This window comes from Desulfuromonadaceae bacterium (assembly GCA_019429445.1).
In the GTDB taxonomy this organism is placed as follows: domain Bacteria; phylum Desulfobacterota; class Desulfuromonadia; order Desulfuromonadales; family JAHYIW01; genus JAHYIW01.
In genome coordinates, this window is sequence record JAHYIW010000013.1 from 52200 (window position 1) to 76558 (window position 24359).

Annotated in this window: 29 protein-coding genes and 1 tRNA gene; all 30 read left to right on the forward strand. The window is 52.1% G+C overall.

What is annotated here, in order from left to right:
- Positions 1–11: 11 nt before the first annotated feature.
- The 30 genes from plsX to K0A93_07105 all read left to right on the forward strand — a co-directional run bounded on the left by plsX (position 12) and on the right by K0A93_07105 (position 24358).
- Entirely contained in the window at positions 12–1031 is a 1020-nt protein-coding gene (gene plsX, locus K0A93_06960) for a phosphate acyltransferase PlsX (GenBank protein ID MBW6511843.1), read from the forward strand.
- Positions 1032–1084: 53 nt separating this feature from the next.
- Complete coding sequence (fabD, locus tag K0A93_06965; protein ID MBW6511844.1) at positions 1085–2002, forward strand: ACP S-malonyltransferase; 918 nt, start codon at positions 1085–1087, stop codon at positions 2000–2002.
- Between the two features lie 43 nt (positions 2003–2045).
- Entirely contained in the window at positions 2046–2783 is a 738-nt protein-coding gene (gene fabG, locus K0A93_06970; protein MBW6511845.1) for a 3-oxoacyl-[acyl-carrier-protein] reductase, read from the forward strand.
- 54 nt (positions 2784–2837) lie between these two features.
- On the forward strand, positions 2838–3071 hold the full coding sequence (gene acpP / locus K0A93_06975; protein MBW6511846.1) for an acyl carrier protein: 234 nt from the start codon (positions 2838–2840) through the stop codon (positions 3069–3071).
- Positions 3072–3176: 105 nt separating this feature from the next.
- Entirely contained in the window at positions 3177–4409 is a 1233-nt protein-coding gene (fabF, locus tag K0A93_06980; GenBank protein ID MBW6511847.1) for a beta-ketoacyl-ACP synthase II, read from the forward strand.
- Between the two features lie 2 nt (positions 4410–4411).
- The gene (gene rpiB, locus K0A93_06985; protein MBW6511848.1) at positions 4412–4867 is read left to right on the forward strand and encodes a ribose 5-phosphate isomerase B; all 456 of its coding nucleotides are present in this window, start codon (positions 4412–4414) and stop codon (positions 4865–4867) included.
- 71 nt (positions 4868–4938) lie between these two features.
- Complete coding sequence (locus tag K0A93_06990) at positions 4939–6192, forward strand: serine hydroxymethyltransferase (protein ID MBW6511849.1); 1254 nt, start codon at positions 4939–4941, stop codon at positions 6190–6192.
- A complete protein-coding gene (locus K0A93_06995; GenBank protein ID MBW6511850.1) occupies positions 6192–6665 on the forward strand; it encodes a cytidine/deoxycytidylate deaminase family protein in 474 nt (157 codons plus the stop codon). The genes K0A93_06990 and K0A93_06995 overlap by 1 nt, the downstream gene beginning before the upstream one ends.
- Entirely contained in the window at positions 6665–7129 is a 465-nt protein-coding gene (gene nrdR / locus K0A93_07000) for a transcriptional regulator NrdR (GenBank protein MBW6511851.1), read from the forward strand. The genes K0A93_06995 and nrdR overlap by 1 nt, the downstream gene beginning before the upstream one ends.
- A gap of 22 nt (positions 7130–7151) precedes the next feature.
- Entirely contained in the window at positions 7152–8258 is a 1107-nt protein-coding gene (ribD, locus tag K0A93_07005; GenBank protein ID MBW6511852.1) for a bifunctional diaminohydroxyphosphoribosylaminopyrimidine deaminase/5-amino-6-(5-phosphoribosylamino)uracil reductase RibD, read from the forward strand.
- Positions 8243–8887, forward strand: coding sequence for a riboflavin synthase (locus K0A93_07010; protein MBW6511853.1), 645 nt, complete (start codon positions 8243–8245; stop codon positions 8885–8887). Before ribD ends, K0A93_07010 begins: the two co-directional genes overlap by 16 nt.
- Before the next feature lie 45 nt (positions 8888–8932).
- Positions 8933–10138 carry a bifunctional 3,4-dihydroxy-2-butanone-4-phosphate synthase/GTP cyclohydrolase II gene (locus K0A93_07015; protein ID MBW6511854.1) on the forward strand — a complete coding sequence of 402 codons (1206 nt, stop codon included), beginning with the start codon at positions 8933–8935 and terminating at the stop codon, positions 10136–10138.
- Positions 10139–10162: 24 nt separating this feature from the next.
- The gene (gene ribE / locus K0A93_07020; GenBank protein ID MBW6511855.1) at positions 10163–10630 is read left to right on the forward strand and encodes a 6,7-dimethyl-8-ribityllumazine synthase; all 468 of its coding nucleotides are present in this window, start codon (positions 10163–10165) and stop codon (positions 10628–10630) included.
- Entirely contained in the window at positions 10630–11094 is a 465-nt protein-coding gene (gene nusB, locus K0A93_07025) for a transcription antitermination factor NusB (protein MBW6511856.1), read from the forward strand. Before ribE ends, nusB begins: the two co-directional genes overlap by 1 nt.
- Positions 11095–11117: 23 nt before the next feature.
- Positions 11118–12431 (forward strand): homoserine dehydrogenase, encoded by a 1314-nt coding sequence (locus K0A93_07030; GenBank protein MBW6511857.1) that lies wholly within the window; start codon positions 11118–11120, stop codon positions 12429–12431.
- Between the two features lie 22 nt (positions 12432–12453).
- Positions 12454–12801 carry a PilZ domain-containing protein gene (locus K0A93_07035; protein ID MBW6511858.1) on the forward strand — a complete coding sequence of 116 codons (348 nt, stop codon included), beginning with the start codon at positions 12454–12456 and terminating at the stop codon, positions 12799–12801.
- A 140-nt stretch (positions 12802–12941) separates the two neighbouring features.
- A tRNA-Val gene (locus K0A93_07040) sits at positions 12942–13016 on the forward strand.
- 67 nt (positions 13017–13083) lie between these two features.
- Complete coding sequence (gene thrS / locus K0A93_07045; GenBank protein ID MBW6511859.1) at positions 13084–15000, forward strand: threonine--tRNA ligase; 1917 nt, start codon at positions 13084–13086, stop codon at positions 14998–15000.
- An 11-nt stretch (positions 15001–15011) separates the two neighbouring features.
- Complete coding sequence (infC, locus tag K0A93_07050) at positions 15012–15527, forward strand: translation initiation factor IF-3 (GenBank protein ID MBW6511860.1); 516 nt, start codon at positions 15012–15014, stop codon at positions 15525–15527.
- Positions 15528–15575: 48 nt separating this feature from the next.
- Positions 15576–15773, forward strand: a complete 198-nt coding sequence (rpmI, locus tag K0A93_07055) for a 50S ribosomal protein L35 (GenBank protein ID MBW6511861.1) — start codon at positions 15576–15578, stop codon at positions 15771–15773.
- Positions 15774–15853: 80 nt separating this feature from the next.
- Positions 15854–16210, forward strand: a complete 357-nt coding sequence (gene rplT / locus K0A93_07060; GenBank protein ID MBW6511862.1) for a 50S ribosomal protein L20 — start codon at positions 15854–15856, stop codon at positions 16208–16210.
- A 100-nt stretch (positions 16211–16310) separates the two neighbouring features.
- Complete coding sequence (gene pheS / locus K0A93_07065) at positions 16311–17327, forward strand: phenylalanine--tRNA ligase subunit alpha (GenBank protein MBW6511863.1); 1017 nt, start codon at positions 16311–16313, stop codon at positions 17325–17327.
- A 26-nt stretch (positions 17328–17353) separates the two neighbouring features.
- The gene (pheT, locus tag K0A93_07070; GenBank protein MBW6511864.1) at positions 17354–19759 is read left to right on the forward strand and encodes a phenylalanine--tRNA ligase subunit beta; all 2406 of its coding nucleotides are present in this window, start codon (positions 17354–17356) and stop codon (positions 19757–19759) included.
- Positions 19760–19843: 84 nt separating this feature from the next.
- Entirely contained in the window at positions 19844–20122 is a 279-nt protein-coding gene (locus K0A93_07075) for an integration host factor subunit alpha (GenBank protein ID MBW6511865.1), read from the forward strand.
- A 16-nt stretch (positions 20123–20138) separates the two neighbouring features.
- The gene (locus K0A93_07080; protein MBW6511866.1) at positions 20139–20513 is read left to right on the forward strand and encodes a MerR family transcriptional regulator; all 375 of its coding nucleotides are present in this window, start codon (positions 20139–20141) and stop codon (positions 20511–20513) included.
- A 14-nt stretch (positions 20514–20527) separates the two neighbouring features.
- Positions 20528–21316: a 5'/3'-nucleotidase SurE gene (gene surE / locus K0A93_07085; GenBank protein ID MBW6511867.1), complete on the forward strand. Its 789-nt coding sequence runs from the start codon at positions 20528–20530 to the stop codon at positions 21314–21316.
- Positions 21309–21971, forward strand: coding sequence for a protein-L-isoaspartate(D-aspartate) O-methyltransferase (locus K0A93_07090; GenBank protein MBW6511868.1), 663 nt, complete (start codon positions 21309–21311; stop codon positions 21969–21971). The genes surE and K0A93_07090 overlap by 8 nt, the downstream gene beginning before the upstream one ends.
- Positions 21968–22564 carry a DedA family protein gene (locus K0A93_07095; GenBank protein MBW6511869.1) on the forward strand — a complete coding sequence of 199 codons (597 nt, stop codon included), beginning with the start codon at positions 21968–21970 and terminating at the stop codon, positions 22562–22564. The genes K0A93_07090 and K0A93_07095 overlap by 4 nt, the downstream gene beginning before the upstream one ends.
- 96 nt (positions 22565–22660) lie before the next feature.
- Complete coding sequence (locus K0A93_07100; protein ID MBW6511870.1) at positions 22661–23365, forward strand: peptidoglycan DD-metalloendopeptidase family protein; 705 nt, start codon at positions 22661–22663, stop codon at positions 23363–23365.
- Positions 23366–23401: 36 nt separating this feature from the next.
- The gene (locus K0A93_07105; protein MBW6511871.1) at positions 23402–24358 is read left to right on the forward strand and encodes a sigma-70 family RNA polymerase sigma factor; all 957 of its coding nucleotides are present in this window, start codon (positions 23402–23404) and stop codon (positions 24356–24358) included.
- Position 24359 lies beyond the last annotated feature (1 nt).

Sequence of the window (24359 nt, forward strand, 5' to 3'; positions counted from 1 at the left end):
TGCGTGATAAAATAATCGTTGCGGTTGATGTCATGGGCGGCGACAATGCCCCCGCCATTGAAGTCTCCGCCGCTGTGCAGGCTGCACGTGACTGGGGTTTTTCGATCGTCCTGGTTGGCGACCAGGCGCGGATTGCAGCTGAATTACTCAAGCACGATCACCGTCGATTGTCGCTTGAAATTCAACATGCCAGTGAAGTTGTCGGGATGGATGATTCCGCTTCCGATGCTGTGCGCAAGAAGAAAGATTCATCGATTCGGGTTGCTTTCGAGCTGGTCAAGGCCGGTCGGGCACATGCGGTTGTGAGTGCCGGAAATTCCGGTGCAACGATGGCGGCCGGCATGTTTGTCCTGAAGCGCCTCCCCGGGATTGATCGCCCGGCAATAGCGACAGTCATGCCGACAACCAAGGATCATGTCCTGGTTCTTGATGCCGGCGGCAATGTCGATTGCAAGTCACTCCATCTGGTGCAGTTTGCATTGATGGGGGAGGTTTATGTCCAACAGATCCTCGGCAAGTCAAAACCGGTGGTAGGGTTGCTTTCAAATGGAGCAGAAGAGAGCAAAGGGACCGAGCTGACACGTGAGGTACATCAATTACTGAAGAACTGCTGCGCCGGTTATCGCGGTTATATTGAGGGGCGTGACGTTTTTAATGGTCAGGTTGACGTCGTTGTCTGTGATGGTTTCGTTGGAAATATCGTTCTCAAGGTTGCCGAAGGGTTGGCTGAAGCGATCAAAGTGATGCTGTCCCGTGAAATAAAATCACGATTTTTGGCAAAAACGGGTTATCTGCTGATGCAACCGGCCTTTAAAGCGTTCGCTAAAAAAATTGATTACGCCGAATATGGCGGCGCTCCACTGTTGGGGATTGGCGGTACCGGAATGATCTGCCATGGTGGTTCAAATGAACGCGCGGTGATGAACGCGATCCGCATGGCACACGATTTTACCGCGCAACGTGTCAACGAAAAATTACTTGCGCATTTGCGCGAGGCGTATGATGGTTCTGCTGAGGTCGTTGACAAGTAGCCTCAGCCTGAGTAGAAAATATTGATCGGAACAGTTTCAGGAGTCATGCATTGATGATAGCTTTTGTCTTTCCCGGACAGGGATCGCAACATGCTGGAATGGGTAAGGATCTCGTCGATAACTTCCCTGTTGCCAGGGCGGTTTTTGAAGAAGCAAACGATGCCCTCGGCTGCGATCTGGCCACCCTTTGTTTTAATGGTCCCGATGAAGATTTGAAGTTGACAACCAATACCCAGCCGGCAATCTTGACAACCAGTATCGCTGCTCTTAAAGTGCTGGAACAGGAGACCGGGCTGGTTCCTGCGTACGTTGCCGGACATTCGCTCGGCGAATATTCCGCGCTGGTCTGTGCCGGCGGGTTGACGTTTGCTGATGCGGTACGCACCGTTCGCAAGCGCGGCGCGTTCATGCAGGAAGCTGTGCCGGTCGGGGTTGGAGCGATGGCCGCAGTAATCGGGCTCGATGCCGCACTGCTTGATGAGGTTTGCGCGACAGCTGCGGCGGGGGAGGTTGTTTCTCCTGCGAATTTCAACAGTCCCGGTCAGGTGGTAATTGCCGGTCATGCGACTGCCGTTGAACGGGCGATGTCGCTGGCGCTGAAAAAAGGTGCAAAACGGGCGCTGCGACTTCCGGTCAGCGCGCCATTTCACTGTTCTTTGATGGCTCCTGCCGGTGAAAGGCTGGACGAAGTACTGGCAGCGATTGAACCCGGTGCGTTGCGTCTTCCGGTAGTGACAAATGTTGAGGCTACGCCGAATGTCGACGCTTCACGCATCCGCCATTTGCTGGTCGCGCAAGTCAGCGCTCCGGTGCGCTGGGATGACTCCGTTGTCCGCATGGCCGAGCTCGGCGTCGAGCGTTTCATTGAGATTGGTCCCGGAAAAGTGCTCTGTGGTTTGATCAAACGGATTGCCCGGCAGGTCTCTACGGCAAACATTGAGGATTGTGACAGTCTGCAAAAAATCATTTAGTTTTTGCGCGTGCGTTATATGTTGATTGATGAGGAGATAAACGATGCCAAAAAACAAAGTAGCTATCGTGACCGGTGCGTCACGCGGAATTGGTCGAAGTATTGCTTTTGCACTGGCAAATCAGGGGGCGAATATCGTTGCCGTCGATATCGACTTGCCAAACACCGAAGCGACAGTGGCTGAACTTAAGGCAGTCGGGGTTGAGGCCATTGCCGTTCAGGGCAATGTGACCGCCGTTGCAGATGTCGAGAAAATGGTTGCTGCGGCTATGGACAAATTCGGTAAAATCGATATTCTCGTCAATAACGCCGGAATTACCCGCGATGCGCTGCTGCTACGGATGAAGGATGAGGACTGGGATGCGGTTTTGTCGGTCAATCTCAAGGGGGCCTTTCTCTGTACCCGGGCTACCGCAAAGATTATGTCGAAGCAGCGTTACGGACGCATTATTAATATTGCTTCGATCGTCGGGCAGATGGGGAATGCAGGGCAGGCGAACTATTGTGCCAGCAAAGCGGGGCTGATTGGACTTACCAAATCGAATGCTCGTGAACTGGCACGTCGCAACGTGACTGTGAATGCTATTGCTCCCGGCTTTATTGCCACCGAGATGACAGACAAGTTGCCAGAGAGTGAACGTCAGAAATTGACGACACAAATTCCAATGGAGCGTCTTGGCACTCCGGATGATATCGCCAACGCGGTACTTTTTCTTGCTGCGGAAAGTTCCGCTTATATTACTGGTCAAGTCGTCGCCGTCAATGGCGGCATGTATATGTAAAACTGGATCCTGCCGATATTACGGTACGGCTAACTACAAACAGGAGGTTTAACAATGGCTTCTATCGAAGAACGCGTAAAGCAGATTGTTACTGAACAACTCGGAGTTGATGAGGAGCAGGTTACGAACGAGGCTTCTTTTATGGAAGATCTCGGTGCAGATTCTCTCGATACGGTTGAACTGGTCATGGCGCTTGAAGAAGAATTCGATATCGAAATTTCTGATGAAGATGCCGAAAAGATTCAAAAAGTTCAAGATGCAATCGATTATATTACTGAGAAATCCTGAGCTGTGTACTGAAGGAGAGGCAATCGCCTCTCCTTCTCCTTTGTGATCCGTTCAGATGTAGCGCATGTCGTGAGATAGAGTCACTGACAAAGGAAATATCGAACCATGAGAAGAGTCGTAGTTACTGGTCTTGGCGCTGTTTCTGCTCTTGGAACCGGCGTAGAAAAGAACTGGCAGGCATTGATGGATGGTCGCTCCGGTATTGGTACGATTAGCCATTTTGATGCGTCGGACTTGCCAACGTGCATCGCGGGTGAGGCCAATGATTTCAATGTCGAAGATTACATCGAAAAAAAAGAAATCAAAAAAATGGATCGGTTTATCCATTTTGCATTGGCTGCCAGTGAAATGGCCTTGCAGGATTCCGGATATGTGATCACCGATGATAACGCAGAACGAGTCGGTGTGCTGGTTGGCGCCGGTCTCGGCGGGCTGCCGGCGATCGAGCAGTATCACACAGCTTTGACCGAACGCGGCTATAAAAAAGTTTCCCCTTTCTTTATCCCGATGGTCATTATCAATCTTGCTCCGGGAATGATTTCAATCCGTTTTGGTGCCAAGGGGCCGAATCTTTCGTCGGTATCGGCCTGTGCGACCGGTACCCATTCGATTGGCGATGCCTACCACATGATTAAACGTGGTGATGTTGACATGATGTTTGCCGGTGGAACCGAGGCGACGATTACGCCCCTGGGCATTGTCGGATTCAGTGTCATGAAGGCATTGTCTTCACGTAATGATGATCCGACTGCCGCCAGTCGTCCCTTTGATCGTGATCGTGATGGCTTTGTTATGTCGGAAGGTGCCGGGATCCTGATCCTTGAAGAATATACATCGGCCAAGGCCCGTGGCGCAAAAATTTACGGTGAAATTTGTGGCTACGGACTGAGCTCTGATGCCTATCATTTGACGACCCCCGCACCGAATGGAGAAGGGGCGGCACGCTGTATGAAGATGGCTCTCAAGGGGGCTGGCATTGCCCCGCAGGATGTTGATTACATCAATGCACACGGAACATCGACGTCATTTAACGATCTCTATGAAACGATGGCGATCAAGACGGTGCTGGGAGATCATGCGCGCAAGGTCATGATCAGTTCGACCAAGAGTATGACCGGACACGCCCTTGGCGCGGCCGGGGGGCTCGAAGCGGTTTACTCATTAATGGCTATCGATCGGGGTGCCGTTCCGCCGACGATCAATCTCGACAATCCTTCGCCTGAGTGTGATCTTGACTATGTGCCAAAAACCGCCCGGCAGGTAGCGGTTAAAGTGGCGATGTCCAACTCTCTTGGTTTTGGCGGGACCAATGCCACGCTGGTTTTCCGGAAGGTTTAATTATGCTGGTTATTGGTAGTGATCACGGTGGGCTGGAACTTAAAGAGGTTGTCAAGGAGTTTCTTGTAGAGCGCCAGATTGTTTTTACTGATCTCGGCACAGACAATAATGCCTCGGTAGATTACCCCGACTTTGGCGAACGAGTTGCTCGCGCAGTTGCGACCGGCAAGGCGCAACAGGGGATTCTGATCTGTGGCACCGGGATCGGTATGTCGATTGTTGCTAACAAGTTTCCCGGGGTGCGCGCCGCGCTGGTACATGACCCTTTTACGGCACAAATGGCGAAAGAGCACAATAACGCCAACATCATTGTTCTGGGGGGAAGAGTTCTTCAGCCAGAGGCCGCACGTGCAATTTTAGCGACCTGGCTCGATACCGATTTTGCCGGGGATCGTCATCAGCGTCGCCTCGATAAAATCGCGCGTATCGAGAACGAAATCTGCTCAGGAAAGTTTTAGTAAATCTCCATCTTGGGCAGGCAAAAGCCTGCCCAAGTTATTTTATCGTTCATCATCTGGAGGCAACTTCAATGGCCGCAGACCTTGGTCTTTTTGATCCCGAGATCGCGAATGCGATTCAACAAGAAACCAGACGCCAGGAATATAGCCTGGAATTTATCGCGTCGGAAAACTTTGTCAGCGAGAATGTGCTTGCAGCACAAGGTTCGGTGCTGACCAACAAATACGCCGAGGGATATCCGGGCAAGCGTTACTATGGGGGATGTGAATTTGTCGATGTTGCCGAACAACTGGCCATCGACCGCGCCAAGGAAATTTTCGGGGCCGAACATGTTAACGTCCAGCCCCACTCCGGGTCGCAGGCCAATATGGCCGTTTACTTTACTGTGTGTGAACCGGGTGATACGGTGCTGGGGATGAACCTTGCTCATGGCGGGCATCTGACCCACGGATCGCCGGTCAACTTCTCCGGAAAACTGTTCAATATCGTTGCCTATGGGGTTGATAAAGAAACCGGATTTATCGATTACGATGAAGTGGAGCAGCTGGCGCTGGAGCACAAACCGAAGTTGATCGTGGTCGGCGCCAGTGCTTATCCTCGCGAGATTGATTTTCCGGCATTTCGACGGATTGCTGACAGATGCGGTGCCCTGGTGATGGTCGATATGGCTCACATCGCCGGACTGGTCGCCGCCGGGGTTCACCCCAATCCGGTCCCTTATGCAGAGTTCGTGACCACAACAACGCATAAAACCTTGCGTGGTCCGCGTGGCGGGATGATCCTTTGTCGTGAGGAATATGCTAAAAAACTCAACAGTAATATCTTCCCCGGTATTCAGGGCGGACCATTGATGCACGTTATTGCTGCCAAGGCGGTGGCTTTCAAGGAGGTTTTGTCACCAGAGTTCAAGGTTTATGCCCGGCAGGTCGTCAATAATGCCCAGGCATTGGCTGACGGGCTCACCAGACGTGGCTTCAACCTTGTCTCCGGTGGTACGGATAATCATTTGCTGCTGGTTGACTTGAGCGGTACTGAACTAACCGGCAAAGTTGCTGAAGAGACACTGGAGAAAGCCGGGATTACCGTCAACAAGAATGCGGTGCCATTTGATACCCGGTCGCCGTTTGTGACCAGTGGTTTTCGCATCGGGACCCCCGCAACCACCACCCGGGGACTGAAAGAGGCGGAGATGGAGCAGGTTGCGGGATGGATTGACCGGGCTCTTGCTCATGTCGAGGATAGCGCTGAACTGGAAAAAATTCATAAGGAAATCCGCGCGCTGTGCCAGCGTTTTCCTCTTTATGCCCATCGTTTGAAAGAATGATGCACGAGCGACCGTCCTGGGACGAATATTTTATTGATATCTCACGGCTGGTGGCGCGTCGTTCCACCTGTTTGCGGCGTCGGGTCGGCGCCGTGCTGGTCAAGGACCGCAATATCCTTGCCACCGGTTATAATGGCACCCCTTCCGGGATCACCCATTGTTCCGTGGTCGGTTGTCTGCGTGATCAGCTGAATGTCCCCTCGGGCGAGCGACACGAACTTTGTCGTGGCTTGCATGCGGAGCAGAATGCGATTATTCAGGCAGCCAAGCATGGTGCCAATATCAGTGGTGCGAGTCTCTATTGCACAAACTCCCCCTGTATTATCTGCGCCAAAATGCTGATCAACGCGGGCGTTAAACGGATTTTTTATCTTGACGGGTACCCGGATCAGCTTGCTGCAGAAATGTTGATTGAAGCCGGGGTCCGTGTTGAACAGTGTATAAAAGATTCCGCTGACGGTGGAGAAATCTGATGAAATGCCCGTTTTGTTCAAATCTTGATACCCGGGTTGTCGATTCACGTTTAGGCAAGGAAGGGAATAATATCCGCCGCCGCCGTGAATGTATCGCTTGTGAAAAACGTTTCACAACCTATGAACGTATCGAAGAGACGTTGCCGTTGGTGGTCAAAAAAGACGGACGCCGTGAGGTGTTTGACCGTTTTAAAATTATCAGTGGCATGCAACGTGCCTGTGAAAAACGACCAGTTTCGATTGCTACTATCGAAAAGGCCGTCGATCGACTTGAGTTTTTATTGCAGGAGATGGGCGAAAAAGAGGTTGCTTCTACGCGGATCGGCGAAGCTGTTATGGCGGCTTTGCACGACATCGACGAAGTCGCTTACGTCCGTTTTGCTTCAGTTTATCGTCAGTTCAAGGATATTAACGAATTCATGTCTGAATTGACGGAGATTCTGTCGCGAGGAGGTCAGGCGTAATTTTACCGAAGCGATTGCTCTGATGACGTCGGATACGAAATATATGCGTGAAGCATTGCGCCAGGCGCGACGCGGTATCGGGCGAACAACGCCGAATCCGCCGGTCGGCGCGGTGCTGGTGCGTGACGACAAAGTTATTGGGCGTGGATTTCATCCTCGCGCCGGTGAAGCACATGCCGAAATTTTTGCGCTACGTGATGCGGGGTACGAAGCGTGCGGGGCGACGCTCTATGTTACCCTTGAGCCCTGCTCGCATCAGGGGCGCACCGGCCCCTGTGCCGATGCGTTGATTGCCGCAGGCGTCAGCCGCGTACTGATTGGTTGTCAGGATCCGAACCCCCGCGTCGCCGGACGCGGAATTGATCGGTTACGTGCGGCGGGGATTGAAGTCGAAACAGGTATTTTAGCCGATGAGTGCCGTCGTTTGCTGCTTTCCTTTGCCAAACTGGTGACCACAGGTTCGCCCTACGTTATTGTCAAGTCAGCGCTCACCCTTGATGGCAAGATAGCCACCAGCAGCGGCGATTCACGCTGGGTATCGAACGCGAAAAGCCGCCTTTTTGTCCATCGTTTACGCGATCAGTGTGACGCAATCATGGTCGGCAGCGGTACGGTGTTACACGACAACCCGCTCCTCAATGTACGTGGCATTCGTGGTGGGCGCGATCCGCTGCGGGTCATCGTTGATTCGCGACTGCGGACACCCGCCGATGCGCTGGTAATTTCGCAAAACTCGACCGCCGGGGTGCTGATCGCCACAACCAGCGCTGCACCCGTTGATAAGGTGCGACAGCTGAAGGCACTGGGAGTAGACGTGGCGATTTTGACGGCGTGTCAGGGACGGGTTGATCTTCCAGCGCTGTTGTGCTTGCTCGGTCAACGAGGGGTGATGAGTCTGCTGGTAGAGGGGGGGCGGACACTTAATTCGGCGTTGCTGGCGGAAAATCTGATTGACCGCCTGCTGCTATTTATCGCTCCCAAAATTATCGGCGGCGACGGCCCTGGACTTTTCGCCGGAGCGGGCAAGGAATTGATGGCCGACGCGATTGCATTACGTCATGTACGTACCCGGCGATTTGGCACAGATATTCTGGTTGATGGAGAGTTGACGTCATGTTTACCGGACTGATCGAAGATCTTGGCAGTGCTGTTGAGTGGCGTAAAGGGGCGCAGCGGTTACAGCTGGTTGTTGCCACCGCACTGCCGATGACGTCATTTCAACGTGGCGAAAGTATCGCTGTTAACGGTGTATGTTTGACCGTTGTTGAGTTTGCAGGGGGACGTTTCGTTGCCGATGTTTCGCCTGAAACCTTGCAGAGAACTACACTGGAGCAGTTGCGTCCGGGGCAACCAGTTAATCTCGAGCGGGCACTGCAACTGTCGTCACGTCTCGGAGGACACCTGGTGTCCGGTCATGTCGATGGTCTGGCAACCGTTGTCCGCCGTGAGGAGCGCGCCAACGCGGTGCTCTTTGCTTTTCATTTTTCAGCAGAGTTGAACCGGCTGGTGGTGGAAAAAGGATCGATCACCATTGATGGCATCAGTCTGACGGTCAATAGTGTCGGGGAAAGCGACTTTACGGTCATGATTATCCCCCACACGCTCGCGTTGACCACACTGCGTGAACGCCGGGTCGGTGATGCCGTGAATATTGAGACCGACCTGATCGGAAAATATGTTGCGCGTTTGTTGGGGAAAGATGCTACCGTTCGTAACAGCGTCGATCTCGATTTTCTCGCGCGACATGGTTTTGTATAATTGTTGTACGACGTATTTTATGCTAACGGCGAAAGGTTGTCTGTAATGCCCATAAAAAGTATTGAAGCAGCAGTCGAAGACATTCGCCATGGAAAGATGGTGATCCTGGTCGATGATGAGGATCGGGAAAATGAGGGTGACCTGGTGATGGCTGCAGAGATGGTTACTCCCGAAGCAATCGCTTTTATGGCGCGCGAGGGGTGCGGCCTGATCTGTCTGTCAATGACTGAAGACCGTGCGGATCATTTGGCCCTGCCGATGATGGTAAGGGACAATACCTCGTCGTTTGGTACGGCTTTCACCGTTTCCATCGAGGCCAAACGTGGTGTCACCACCGGTATCTCCGCCGCTGATCGAGCACAGACGATCAAGGTTGCCGTTGACGACGCATCAACCGCCGAGGATCTTGCACGCCCCGGCCATGTTTTTCCGCTGCGGGCAAAGAAGGGCGGGGTGCTGGTGCGGACCGGACAGACTGAGGGGTCGGTTGATCTGGCGCGACTGGCGGGGCTTAAACCGGCCGGGGTTATCTGCGAAATCATGAATGTAGATGGCACCATGGCACGGATGCCGCAATTGAAGGTTTTTGCTGCAAAGCATGGACTCAAAATTGTCAGCGTCGCCGATCTGGTTGCCTACCGGATGCGTACCGAACTGCTGGTGAGGCGCGCCGCTGAAACGACCCTGCCGACGCTGTTTGGTGGTGATTTTCACGCCATTATTTATGAGAACGATGTCGATCATGCCAACCATATTGCTTTGATCAAAGGTCAGATTGATCCTGAACACCCCGTTCTGGTGCGGGTACATTCCGAATGCCTGACCGGAGATGTTTTTGGTTCCATGCGCTGTGATTGCGGCGATCAGCTGCATGCCGCGATGGCGCAGATTGATGAGGCCGGGGCGGGTGTAGTTCTGTATATGCGTCAGGAAGGGCGCGGCATCGGTTTAATCAATAAAATCAGAGCGTACGCGTTGCAGGATCATGGCCATGATACAGTCGAGGCCAATGAAAAACTTGGATTCAAGGCAGATTTGCGCGATTATGGTGTTGGTGCGCAAATTTTGAACGACCTCGGTGTGCGCAAGTTACGTCTGATGACCAATAACCCGAAAAAAATTGTTGGTCTCGAAGGCTACGGGCTTGAAATTGTTGAGCGGGTTTCGATCGAAATTGCCGCAAACAAAAATAATCGTAACTATCTTGAGACAAAAAAAGCGAAAATGGGACATATGTTCGAAAACCTGTGATGTGGTTTAGCAAGGGAGACTCCTATGCATAAAATAATTGAAGGACAGTTTAACGCCAGTGGCAAGAAATTTGGGATCATTGTCAGTCGTTTCAACGGATTTATCGCCGAGCGTCTGGTCGAAGGGGCAATTGACGCTCTGGTTCGTCATGGTGCGGATGGCACGACGATCGAAATTGTCAGGGTTCCGGGAGCATATGAATTACCGCTGGTGTCCAAGAAGATGGCCGCGACCGGTCGGTTCGATGCCCTGATTTGTCTTGGTGCGGTGATCCGCGGTGCCACCCCGCATTTCGATTACGTCAGTGCCGAGGTCTCCAAAGGGATCGCCGCAGTCAGCCTCGATGCCGGACTGCCGGTTTCGTTCGGGGTGTTGACCACCGACAATATCGAGCAGGCAATCGAACGCGCCGGTGCCAAAGCCGGAAATAAAGGCTTCGACGCCGCACTCGCTGCCATTGAGATGGTTGATCTGCTTGGGCGCATTGACTGATGTCCCAGGGCGTGCGACGTTACGGTCGCGAACTGGCACTCAAGGTTCTCTTCGGTTTACATGATCTGGTCATCACCCCGGAACAGGCGTTGGCGGACTTCTGGCGCAGTTTCCGTTTTGACAACGATGTACTTGGTGAAGCGGTGGACAGCTTCGACGAGGAAATTTCTGGTGATGTCCGTGATTTTGCCGAGCAGCTGGTGCGCGGAGTGGTTGAACATCTGGAGAAGATTGACGCAACGATTGAGCTGGCGGCGTCGAACTGGACTTTGCAGCGGATGGCGCGGGTCGATCTGGCGCTGTTGCGTCTGGGAACCTATGAGCTGCTCTATTGTGATGACATTCCGGTCAGTGTGTCGATCAATGAGGCGATCGAAATTGGCAAGCGCTTCGGCACCAAGGAAACTCCCGGCTTCGTTAACGGCATTCTCGACAAGATTTCCAAGGGTCGCCCAAAACCATGACACATGCAGTGAAGGGTCGTGTAATGAAACAGATTAAAGCAGGACTTATCGGCTTCGGAACCATTGGTGCCGGAGTGGTCAAAGTTTTTCAACACAACGGGCCAGTTATCGCCGACCGGCTCGGGGCACAACTTGAACTGGTTAAAATCGCTGATCTTGATATTACGACAAAGCGCGGTGTAAGCGTAGCGCCGGGGCTGTTGACGACCGATGTCGAGGAAATCCTTGCCAACCCCGAAATTGATATAGTGATCGAGCTGATCGGTGGTTATGAACCGGCGCGGACCTTTGTCCTCAAGGCTATTGCCAACGGCAAGCATGTGGTCACCGCCAATAAGGCATTGCTGGCGGTACACGGTGATGAAATTTTTGCCGCCGCGTCCAAACAGGGGGTCGATGTTTATTTTGAGGCAGCCGTTGCCGGGGGGATTCCAATCATCTCATCGATCAAGGAAAATCTCTGTGCTAACCAGTTCAGCAGTGTGCTCGGTATTCTTAACGGCACCTGTAACTACATTCTGACGCGCATGACTCAGGCTGGCGACGATTTTGCGGATGTGCTCAAAGCTGCGCAAGATCTTGGTTATGCCGAAGCTGATCCGACTTTTGATGTGGAGGGGATTGACGCTGCGCACAAGCTGGCGATTCTACTCTCTATCTGTTTCGGCACCAGAGTGAACTTTGCTGATATTTCCACTGAAGGGATCGGCAATATCTCGTCTCTTGATATCCAATTTGCTGAACAGTTCGGTTACAAGATCAAATTACTGGCGATCGGCAAACGTGATGGAGATAGCATTGAGGCGCGTGTTCATCCGACGATGATTCCTCTTTATCACCCCCTGGCTGATGTTGAAGGTGTTTTCAATGCCGTACGTCTGGTCGGCGACTTTGTCGGCCCATCAATGCAAATTGGTTATGGCGCGGGAATGGAAGCAACTGCCAGCGCGGTTATGGGTGACGTGATGGCTGTTGCGCGCAACATGCAGCTTGGCGGGAAGGGGGTGCGAACTCCGGCAATGGCTTATTGTGCCGACAGGATTTCGCAACTGGTGATCAAACCGATGGCACAGATTGTGACACAGTATTACCTGCGTTTTGCTGCCAATGATCAACCCGGTGTGCTGGCCCAGATTTCCGCTATTCTGGGTAATTACCAAATCAGTATCGCCTCAATGATTCAGCCTGAACGTCAAGTTGGCGGCGCAGTGCCGATCGTGATTATGACCCACGAAGCGATGGAAGATCACATTGTCAAAGCCCTGGCCGAAATTGACAAATTAGCGGTGATAAAGGAACAAAGTCGTTTTATCCGGATTGAGAGTGAGTTGGAGTAACCCGGTTTTAAGGGAGGTCAACATGTCGGAAGACCATCGAGTGAGCGAGCGTAAAGAAACCCTCAACCTGCTTGATCTGGTGGTTATGGACGAATCTGATACGATCGTCGGTCGAGAGATGGGCCGGACTTTGAATGTCAGTGAAACCGGAATTTTGATTGAGACTCCGGCACGACTTGCAGTCGGGCAACGAATTTGCGTCAGCGTTGCGGTTGAAGATGATGTCATTGAAATGATCGGGCGGGTGATGCGCGTGACTGTGAATGAGGATGGGAATGTCAATGCCGGGGTCGAATTCGTTGAGACTTATGAACGGGACAATGAGGTGTTGACCTATTTTCTCGATGCGTGCCGGAAAGCGCAGAAGTGACGTTACCGTGATGCGTGATTATACGCTGCTCAATTTGGGCAACTGCTTGTTTTTTTTATAAAAGAAAATGTTTCCAGCCGCGAAAAGTGCTTGACAGGGGAGGTGCCATTTTGTTAAAAGTTACCGGCATTACGGATTGCAGGCACGTAGCTCAGTGGGAGAGCACTACCTTGACACGGTAGGGGTCGGCGGTTCAATCCCGCCCGTGCCTACCATTTATATACTGCAACCAGTGAGAACCTGAGGCATCTAGATGATGCCTCTTTTCATTCGAGAAGAACGATGAACGAAATCAGCATAACCCTGCCGGACGGCACCGTTAAAAAATTTCCTGCCGGAAGCAATGCACATGATGTCGCATTATCGATCAGCGAAGGCCTGGCTCGGCAGACTGTCGCCGTGCAGGTCAATGACGCATTGACAGATTTGTCCAGGCCGTTGCCTGGTGATGCGAAAATTGAGCTGATTACCCTCAACTCGGCGGCCGGACTTGAAATTTTACGGCACTCTGCGGCGCATTTGATGGCACACGCCGTTAAACTGTTATGGGGGAACGAGGTCCAGGTGACTATCGGCCCGGCCATAAAAGATGGCTTCTATTACGATTTCTTTTGTGAAGCCCACGCTTTTACGCCCGAAGATTTTGAGCGTATCGAAGCGAAAATGACGGAGTTGGCAAAGGCGGACCTGCCGATTACGCGTGAGGAAATGGGTCGCGATGAGGCCATTAAATTATTCCGGACGTTGGGTGAACACTACAAAGTCGAGTTGATTCAGGATCTGCCGAACGCAACCGTTTCGCTGTATCGCCAAGGGGATTTTGTCGACCTTTGTCGCGGTCCGCACCTGCCTTCGACCGGCAAGTTGAAGGCTTTCAAACTGACCAGCGTGGCCGGTGCTTACTGGCGCGGCAGTGAAAAAAATGCCATGTTGCAGCGCCTTTACGCGACGGCTTTTACTGACAAGAAAGAGCTGAGAAAACACCTCGAACGGCTCGAAGAGGCACGTAAGCGCGACCATCGCAAGCTCGGCAAGGAGCTCGATCTTTTTTCCTTCAACGAAGAAGCCGGTGCCGGGCTGGTGATCTGGCATCCCAAAGGTGCGTTGTTGCGGACCTTGCTCGAAGACTTTGAGCGGCGTGAACATCTTAAGCGCGGTTACGATATTGTTATGGGACCACAACTCCTTAAAACCGAATTGTGGAAGACCTCCGGTCATTACGACAATTATCGCGAGAACATGTACTTTACTGAAATCGACGAACAGAGCTACGGCGTCAAACCGATGAACTGCCTGGCGCATATGTTGATTTACAAGACGCATACTCGTTCGTACCGTGATTTGCCGCTACGTTATTTTGAACTCGGCACTGTTCACCGGCATGAGAAGTCGGGCGTGCTTCATGGATTATTGCGGGTGCGTGGCTTTACTCAAGATGATGCACATATCCTCTGTACCCCCGAACAGCTTGATGGCGAGATTAAAGGGGTACTCTCCTTTGTCCGCGATGTCATGGCGATCTTTGGTTTTGAGTACGAGATGGAAATCTCAACTCGGCCGGAAAAATCGATCGGTAGCGACGAAGATTGGGAGCGGGCAACCAGCGCACTCCAGACAGCACTCGACGATACCGGGTTGCCTTATGAGATTAACGCCGGAGATGGTGCATTTTACGGCCCGAAGATTGATGTCAAGCTCAAGGACGCTCTTGACAGAGAATGGCAATGTGCTACAATCCAGTGCGATTTCACGTTGCCGGAGCGGTTTGATCTGACGTATATCGGTTCCGACGGCGAAAAACACCGTCCGGTCATGCTGCATCGGGTCATCCTTGGCGCCATCGAACGTTTTATCGGGGTGCTGATTGAACACTATGTCGGTAGTTTCCCTCTGTGGATCTCTCCGGTACAGGCTGTAATTCTCAATGTCACTGATGATCAGGCTGAATACGCCGCGCAGGTGTATAGTGATTTGCGCGCCGCTGGAGTGCGGGTGCGTTTTGATGCGCGAAACGAAAAACTGGGGTTCAAGATTCGTGAAGCCCAGATGGAGAAAGTTCCCTATATGTTGGTGATTGGCAATCAAGAGGTTGCTGATGGAACAATAACGCCACGTCATCGTTCGGGGGAGAACCTTGCGCCGATGACACCGGATGAATTTGTTCGCTTTGTCGCGGACGAGTGTCGACAGTATCATTAGGAGGTGCCGTCATAGCTAAGCAGGAAACGAACATTAATAGTGATATTCGCGCGCGGGAAGTTCGTGTTATCGATGACGAAGGCGAAATGCTCGGTGTGCTGTCGCTTGAAGCCGCGCTGGCGGCGGCCGCCGAACGCGGACTTGATCTCGTCGAAGTAGCCCCCAACTCGGTGCCGCCAGCTTGTCGCATTATGGATTATGGCAAGTACAAGTATCAGGCAAGTAAACGTGCTGCGGAAGCGAAGAAGAAAACCGCACGGGTTGAGATTAAAGAAGTGAAGATGCGCCCCAAAACCGAGGAGCATGATTACCAGTACAAACTGAAAAACGCGCGGAAGTTTCTTTTGGAAGGGAACAAAGTCAAGTTGACCATCATGTTTCGTGGCCGTGAGGTGACGCATCCCGAGTTAGGACGTAAGATTCTGCTGAGGGTTGCTGAAGAGGTCAACGATATCGCTCAGCCCGAATCGTTCCCGAGTATGTCCGGACGCTTCATGACGATGATGATCAGCCCGCTTAAAAAATAGTCGTGTACGACGTCCTGCATGGACGAAATTAACAAGAGGAGAGGTTGCATGCCGAAAATCAAGACCAATCGCGGTGCCGCTAAACGGTTTCGTAAGACCGGTACCGGCAAGATTCGTCGCAACAAGGCGTTCACCAGTCATATCCTGACCAAAAAATCTCCCAAGCGTAAGCGTAACTTACGTAAAGGAACCTTGGTCGCGGCTGTTGATGCCAGTAACATCAGACAGTTAATCCCTTATATCTGATAAGGATTAACTGAATCGCGAACCGTAGGGATAAAGTCTCCCCCCGCGGATCCGACACTTAACCGGTTAAGGAGTTATACATGCCGAGAGTAAAAAGAGGGTTTAAAGCGAGACGCAGAAGAAACAAGATTCTCAAGTTAGCCAAAGGTTACCGCGGCGCACGGAGTAAATTGTTTCGGAGCGCCACAGAAGCGGTTGATCGAGCAGGTAACTACGCCTATCGTGACCGTAAAGTAAAAAAACGCGATTTCCGCGCACTCTGGATCGCCCGGATTAATGCTGCGGCGCGTGACAACGGATTGTCCTACAGCCGTCTGGTTCATGGCCTTAAACTGGCTGAAATTGGGCTGGATCGCAAGATCATGGCCGACCTGGCGGTCTCCGACCCCGGTGGCTTCAGCGCGTTGGTCGTTCAAGCCAAGGCCAAGCTGCAGTAGATATCGACTACGAAAAGAGATGAGGCCGGTCCTCATCTCTTTTTTTTAAGTTGTGCCCGGAAGCCGCCAGCTTTCTATATTTTAATACGATGGATGAGCGATGAAAGATAAACTCGATAATATGCTGCACAGCGCCCGGGAGTTGATTCCGACGGTCGCAAGCGAAGCTGAGCTGCAACAGATCAAGACCCGTTTTCTCGGCAAAAAAGGGGAATTGACCGCAATCATGAAGGGGATGGGGCAACTCTCCGCAGCGGAACGTCCGGTGATCGGTGCCCTGGCGAATACCGTCAAGGATGAAATTGAATCCTTATTGTATGAGCGCCTGGAGAGGACGCGTGCCGCCGAGATTGACCGTCGCCTGCAAGCGGAAAAGATTGACGTAACGCTCCCCGGTCGTCGCGGTGAGTGCGGCTCAAAGCACCCGATCACCCTGGTCACGGAAGAGCTGGTTGCGATCTTTGCCGCGCTTGGCTTCGGTGTTGCCGAAGGGCCGGAAGTTGAAAAGGATTTCTATAATTTTGAAGCGCTGAATATCCCCAGGGATCATCCCGCGCGGGATATGCAGGACACCTTTTACATTTCCGATGACGTGGTGTTGCGCACCCATACGTCACCAGTGCAGATCCGCACCATGATCAAACAGGCTCCGCCGGTGCGCATTATTGCTCCCGGAACCGTCTATCGTCGCGATTCTGATTTGACCCATAGTCCGATGTTTCACCAGATTGAGGGTTTTATGGTTGATCGCGATATTTCTTTTGCCGATCTCAAAGGTGTACTCACCGCATTTGTTACCTCTTATTTCGGGGATAATGTCAAGGTTCGTTTTCGCCCTTCTTTTTTCCCTTTTACCGAGCCCAGTGCTGAAGTTGATATTGCCTGTGTCATCTGCGGCGGTGGTGGTTGCCGGGTTTGTGGCCAGTCTGGTTGGCTGGAAATTCTTGGTAGCGGCATGATCGACCCGGAAGTATTCAAATCGGTCGGTTACGACCCTGAACTTTACAGCGGTTTTGCTTTCGGTATGGGGTTGGAGCGGATCGCCATGCTCAAGTATGGCGTCAATGACCTGCGCCTCTTCTTCGAGAATGACACGCGCTTTTTAAAACAATTCTGAAGCTGCCCAGATAGAAAGAACGACAGATGATCGTAACCGGAAGTTGGTTGAAAGATTTTGTTGACTATAATTATTCCCCTGCCGAACTAAGCCATCGTTTGACCATGGCTGGTCTGGAGGTTGACAACCTTGAGCTCCTCGGCGAGGGACTCGATTCGGTGATTGTTGCCCGGCTGCTGGCTGTGGAAGCGCATCCCGACGCCGACAAGCTGACTCTTTGCCGGGTTGACACCGGCAGCGAAGAGGTTCAGGTGGTATGTGGTGCGACCAATCATCGAAGTGGTGATCTGGTCGCTCTGGCACAGGTCGGTGCGGTGCTGCCTGGTGACTTTAAGATTAAAAAATCGAAGATTCGTGGTTGTGTTTCAATTGGAATGCTCTGCTCGGAAAGAGAGTTGGGGCTGGCCGGTAATGCCGCCGGGATTATGATCCTGCCCGCCGGGTTGACCCTTGGTGAACCGGTTTTCAGTGCACTCGGCATCAAAGATGCGCGCTACGAGCTCGGTCTGACGCCGAATCGCGCGGATTGTCTCAGCGTGCTCGGTGTTGCCCGCGAAGTGGCGGCAATGACCGGCGGTAAACTCAAGCCACTGGTGCTCGATTTAGCAGAAGAGGGAGCTCCGATCTCCGCGCAGACCTCGGTCACGATTGAGGCCGCAGAAGACTGTCCACGTTACGCCGCGCGACTGATCCGCGGTGTCAAAATCGGACCGTCACCAGCGTGGTTGGCACGGCGGGTTGAAGCGGTGGGGATGCGTTCGATCAATAATGTTGTCGATGTGACCAATTATATTTTGATGGAGCTTGGCCAACCGCTGCATGCCTTTGATTTTATGTATCTTCGCGACCAACGGATTGTGGTCAAACATGCCCGCGACGGTGAAATATTCACCACACTTGATGGGCAGGAGCGAAAGCTGCTTGCAAGTGATCTGGTGATTTGCGATGGCGCGGGTCCGGTGGCGCTGGCGGGAATCATGGGCGGGCTGAATTCAGAGGTCAAGGACGTAACGACCGATATCCTGCTGGAAAGTGCCTATTTTAATCCCCTGACGGTACGTCGCACCAGTAAACGCTTAGGGATTCACAGCGAATCATCGCATCGCTTCGAACGCGGGACAGATGTTGCTAACCTGTTGGTAGCACTTGACCGGGCGACACAGTTGATTGTTGCAACGGCGGGAGGGACGGTTGCTCGTGGAGCAATCGATGTCTATCCGCAGATTATTCCGTCGCGAGAAATTCCATTGCGGCTGGCGAAGATTACCCAGCTGCTGGGCGAAGAACTGCCTGCCGGTCAGGTATGTGAATTGCTCGAAAGTCTCGGCTTGACCCTTGTCAGCGACGGGCCGGAGCGCTATTTGGTCACGGTGCCGCACTTCCGTCACGATCTGGAACGTGAGATTGATCTGATTGAAGAAGTCATCCGGTTGAACGGTTATGACAATATCCCGCTGAGCATGCCGCACGGCGGGGCCGATTGCCAACTGCTGCCGCGTTCCAGGAAACTTGCCAATCTGACGCGTGACCACTTTGTGGCCGCCGGATATTCGGAGCTGATTAACTATTCATTCGTCTCCCCCGCGAGCTGGGATCAGGTGCAACTCCCCGCTGACGACCCGCGCCGCGCCACTGTTAACGTGCTGAACCCTCTCACTGACGAGCAGTCGGTGATGCGCACCTCACTGGTACCGAGCGTACTGCACTCAGTTGCTGGCAATCTGGCCTATCGAACCCTTGATCTGCGCCTCTTTGAACTGCGTCCGGTGTTTCATCCGCATCACGATGCAGAGTTGCCGATCGAACAACTGCGTCTCTGTGCAGCGCTGTGCGGACGTCGTGAGCCGCAAGGTTGGGCGCACGGTGACGATACAGTCGATTTTTATGATCTTAAAGGGGTACTGGAAAACCTTTTGGCAACGTTGCATATCAATGACGTCACCTGGCAGGGGGATGCAAGTGATGTTTTTTTACATCCCGGCAAGTCGTGTACACTGCGATCGGGAGAGAGCGTGTTGGGAACCCTCGGTGAAGTTCATCCTCGCGTGCTGGCGAATTTTGATATTGATACGCCGGTGATCATTCTCGACCTGAATATGGCTGTGCTGATCTCCCGAACGGGTGACCACCCCGGCTTCAAACCGGTGTCGCGCTTCCCGGTGTTGCAACGTGATACTGCTTTGCTGGTGGCAGATATGCTTCCGGCATGTGATATTCTCGAGGTTGTGGCGAAGTCCAGAATTCGTGATATCGAAGATGTTGTTATCTTTGACCTGTACTGTGGCAAGGGGATCCCGGAGGGGAAAAAAAGTGTTGCCATTCGCGTCAGTTATCGCTCGGTGGAGAAGACATTAACCGATGATGAAATTAATGCAGCGCACGGAAAACTGGTCAATAAGCTGTGTCAGCAGCTTGAGGCAGAAATACGTTAAAAAATGTTGCCTTGACAATTTTCCTGTGCTATATAAAATCCTGTAAATTCAATAACCTGTGAAGTTGAGTTGCGGGGAGGTTGTATGACTAAAGCGGATTTGATTGAAAATATTTATTTGAAGACCGGTTTTTCCAAGAAGGAGTCCGCTGAAATTGTTGAGCAGGTTTTTGATCTCATCAAGTCGACTCTTGAAAATGGTGAGAAAATCAAGGTGGCCGGTTTTGGCAACTTCGTGGTCAAGGAAAAGTCTTCCCGGCGGGGACGCAACCCGCAAACGGGCGATGAAATAGAGATTACTTCACGTAAAATTCTGACGTTCAAACCGAGTCAGGTTCTTAAATCAATGATCAATGACCAGTGACTGAAATCGGTCGCTGATGAGCGTTGAAATTCCTGATAAATTGTATTTCAAGATCGGTGAAGTTGCCGAGATAACGGGCGTCAAACCACATGTATTGCGCTACTGGGAGTCAGAATTTGGCTCCTTTCGTCCTTCCAAAAGTCGCAGCCGGCAACGTCTCTACCAGCGCCGCGACATAGAACTTGCCCTTTCATTAAAAGAGCTGTTATATCATCAGGGGTTCACCATCGCCGGGGCCAGAAAGCAGCTGCGTTCTGCCGGTCGTGACACCCCTGAGAAAATTGATCTTTCGCTCGGCGTTACGCACGAGCGCCAGTTACTTCAGGATGTTTGTGCCGATCTGCGCAGGCTGCGTCGAACTCTTGATCTGCCACCTCATAATGATAAATAGCGGTTGATATCCCCTTGTTGATTCTGGTTACCAATGATGACGGTATTCATGCTCCCGGCATCAACGCCCTGGCCACACGACTTGAAGCACTGGGTCGGGTCGTTGTGGTTGCGCCAGACCGTGAACGTAGCGCCGCCGGACATTCCCTAACGCTTCATTCTCCCCTTCGTGCTGAACTGCTGGTGACTGATCGTTATGCGGTTGATGGCACCCCGACCGATTGTGTCAATCTCGGCATTCATGGTCTTCTGCCCCGGCGCCCCGATCTGGTCGTTTCCGGCATTAATCACGGCAGTAACCTCGGTGACGACATTACCTATTCCGGGACTGTTGCAGCGGCCTTTGAGGCCACGTTGATGGGGGTTCCCTCACTGGCTGTTTCGTTGCAAATAACTCCTGAAATTGATGTCAATTTTTCGCGTGCAGCAGATGTCGCTGCCTTGCTGGCGGGGGAGGTGCTGGCACATACACTTCCTGCTGATACGTTTCTGAATATCAATGTCCCGCCTGGTGACCCGTTGGGTTTACGTTTGACGCGTCAGGGCAAACGTTTCTACAGCGACGTGGTGGTTGAAAAGATCGATCCCCGGGGACGCAAATATTATTGGCTCGGTGGTGGTGATCCCGGTTTTGAAAATACTGAGGGCACCGACTTTAATGCCGTGGCTGAAGGGTTTGTCTCCGTAACCCCGCTACATCTTGATCTGACCAATTATCGTTCATTTAAACGGTTGCACAGTTGGGGACTGGAAGAAATGTTCACGGGTTACCGCAGACAGTGGACAGGGGGAGGGGATGAGTAATAACTTCAGTGTCGCCCGTCGTTTGATGGTCGATCAGCAGCTTCGTCTCCGCGGTATCAGTGATCCGTTGGTCATCGCGGCGATGTTGTCGGTGCCGCGCCATCTTTTTGTTGAAGAAGCTTTTCAGTCCCGTGCCTACAGCGATGCTCCGCTGCCGATCGGTTCCAAACAGACCATTTCGCAACCCTTTATGGTTGCCTTCATGACTGCCGCGCTAGAATTGCAGGGCACTGAAAAAGTTCTCGAAATTGGTACGGGCTCCGGCTATCAGGCAGCGGTTCTGGCGACAATCGTCGATCAGGTCTTCACTGTCGAAAGGCTTCCCGAACTGGCCCGCCGCGCCCGCCGCATTCTCGACCTGGTCGGTGCTGCACGGGTCAATCTCAAGGTCAGTGATGGAACGTTCGGCTGGGAGGAACAGCAGCCCTTTGATGCGATTATGGTCACTGCGGGATCCCCCGAGACCCCGCGCCATCTGCTTGATCAGCTCAAAATTGGCGGTCGACTGGTCATTCCTGTTGGTGATCAAATCGATCAACTACTCAAACGGTATCGACGTACGGATAATGCTACGTTTACCGAAGAAACGTTACTCGGTTGTCGTTTTGTGCCGCTGATTGGTCGCTATGGCTGGTCTGAAAGTGATTACTCTTGAAATACTTGCGTGGTCTTTATAACTGGGTGCTCTCCTGGGCGGAAACCGCTTATGCGGTCCCCGCACTCTTTTTTCTGGCCTTTGCGGAATCGTCCTTTTTCCCGGTCCCCCCGGATGTCCTGATGCTGGCCCTTTGCCTGTCTTTGCCGCACCGTTCATGGTATTATGCCGCGGTGACCAGTGTCGGGTCAGTCCTCGGTGGTATTGGCGGATATGTGATTGGTTTTGCGCTCTGGCATCTGGTGTCCGGCTGGTTCTTCAGCTATATCCCCGGCTTTGATCGTGAGGTGTTCTCCCAGGTTCAGGAATATTTCACGCGTTATAACTTCTGGGTTGTTTTTGCTGCCGGATTCTCACCGATCCCCTATAAGGTGATTACTATCGGTGCCGGTGTTTTCAACGTCAATTTCCCGATTTTTCTCGTTGCTTCGGCGGTCAGCCGGTCACTGCGGTTTTTTCTTGTTGCCGGTTTGATTCGTCGTTTCGGGGCACCGATGCGTGCATTGATCGATCGTTATTTCAATTTATTGTCATTGGTTTTTGTTGTCCTGCTGATCGGCGGATTTGTTGTGATCAAATATCTACTGCATTGACCCGTGAAGGAACCAGATAGCCGTTGACGGTCCATTGTAGAATGCGTTAATCTCGGTAATCTTCATTGTTCTGGTTGAGGACGAATTTATATAACTATGCGTTTGCTGATTGTCGGATTCAGTTTTTTGTTGCTCGTTGCCTGCACGATTGCCCCGAAAGGGGTGTGGCACACCGTTGCGGAGGGGCAAACCCTCTATCGCATCAGTCGTGACTACGGGATTAACGAAATTTATCTGGCACGGATCAATGGTATTAACGATCCCAAACGGTTGCAGCCTGGGGAACGAATATTCATCCCCGGAAAGACGAATGTCAAAAATGTTCCGGCAACCGATCTCCGACCAGCGTCGAAAGAAGCATACAAAAAACCCTCTTCGTTTTCTTCCACAGAAAATGAAACAAGGAAGAATGCAGTTGTCCCCGCATCTGCGGGAAAATTTGCCTGGCCGCTCAAGGGGGAAGTAATCCGAAAATTCGGCTCCGGCGTAAAGTCCCAGAGTAAGGGCATTGAAATTTCAGCACCCCCCGAAACGCCGGTCCATGCTGCTGCTTCGGGGCGGGTGATTTACAGTGGTGATGGTATCAAGGGATTCGGTAATCTGATCATCCTGAAACATGGCGACGCTTTTTATTCAGTCTACGGGTTTAATCAGAAAAACCTGGTTCAGGTCGGTACGATGGTTGAACAGGGAATGCCCATTGCTCTCTCCGGCGCGGCGCCAGGTGGAGGAGAACCAAAACTGCACTTTGAGATCAGACAGGGGAAAAAGGCGGTTGATCCGCTGTCTCACTTACCGTGATTTTTTGCTGTTGACATTTAATTATTGGAGGAAGGAATGAATCGTAATAAGTCAGACGAGGAAGCTGAACTGCTTATTGATGAAGAGCCCCAGACATCATCCTCTGATGAGGACGATGACACTGACGACAGCGAGGACGAAAAGGTCGTTGACAGTGTGGAGGAGGATCATTCGGTCGATGCCATCAAACTCTATCTGAAAGAGATTCAGAAGACCAATTTATTGACTGCGGAAGAAGAGCGGGAACTTGCTCGTGGTATCGCTGCCGGAGATATGGCTGCGCGTGATCGCATGATCGAATCGAATCTGCGGTTGGTGGTGAAAATCGCCAAGCGCTACATGAACCGTGGGTTACCCTTTCTTGATTTGATTGAAGAGGGGAACATCGGTCTGATCAAGGCGGTCGAGCGCTTTAAATTGAGCAAAGAATGTCGTTTTTCGACGTATGCGACCTGGTGGATCCGCCAATCGATTGAACGTGCACTGGTTAATCAGAGTCGCACCATTCGTCTTCCGGTGCATGTTTCTGATGACATTAACAAATTTATTAAAATCAATCGCGAGCTGGTGCACAGCCTGAATCGTGAACCTGAGATTGAAGAGACCGCAGAAATGATGGGGGTCGAGCCGACATATATTCGACGCTTAATGGTGCTGGTCAAGAAAACCTATTCGATTGAACACCCAATGGGTGAAAATAACGATTACAGCCTGATCGATACGATTGAGGACACCTCATTGATCAATCCCGCTACGTTACTGGAAGATGTCGATAAATTTGCTCATGTCAGCCGCTGGCTCGATTCATTGCAGGACAACGAGCGGGAAATCCTTTCATTACGTTTTGGACTCGAAGACCGGGAGCCGGAGACGCTTGATACGATCGGTCGCCGCTTTGGGGTGACCCGTGAACGAATTCGTCAGATTGAGGCCAAGAGTCTGGAAAAATTGAGAAAAATTGTCGCCGAGAGCAACGCTGACGGGACCCAATAAT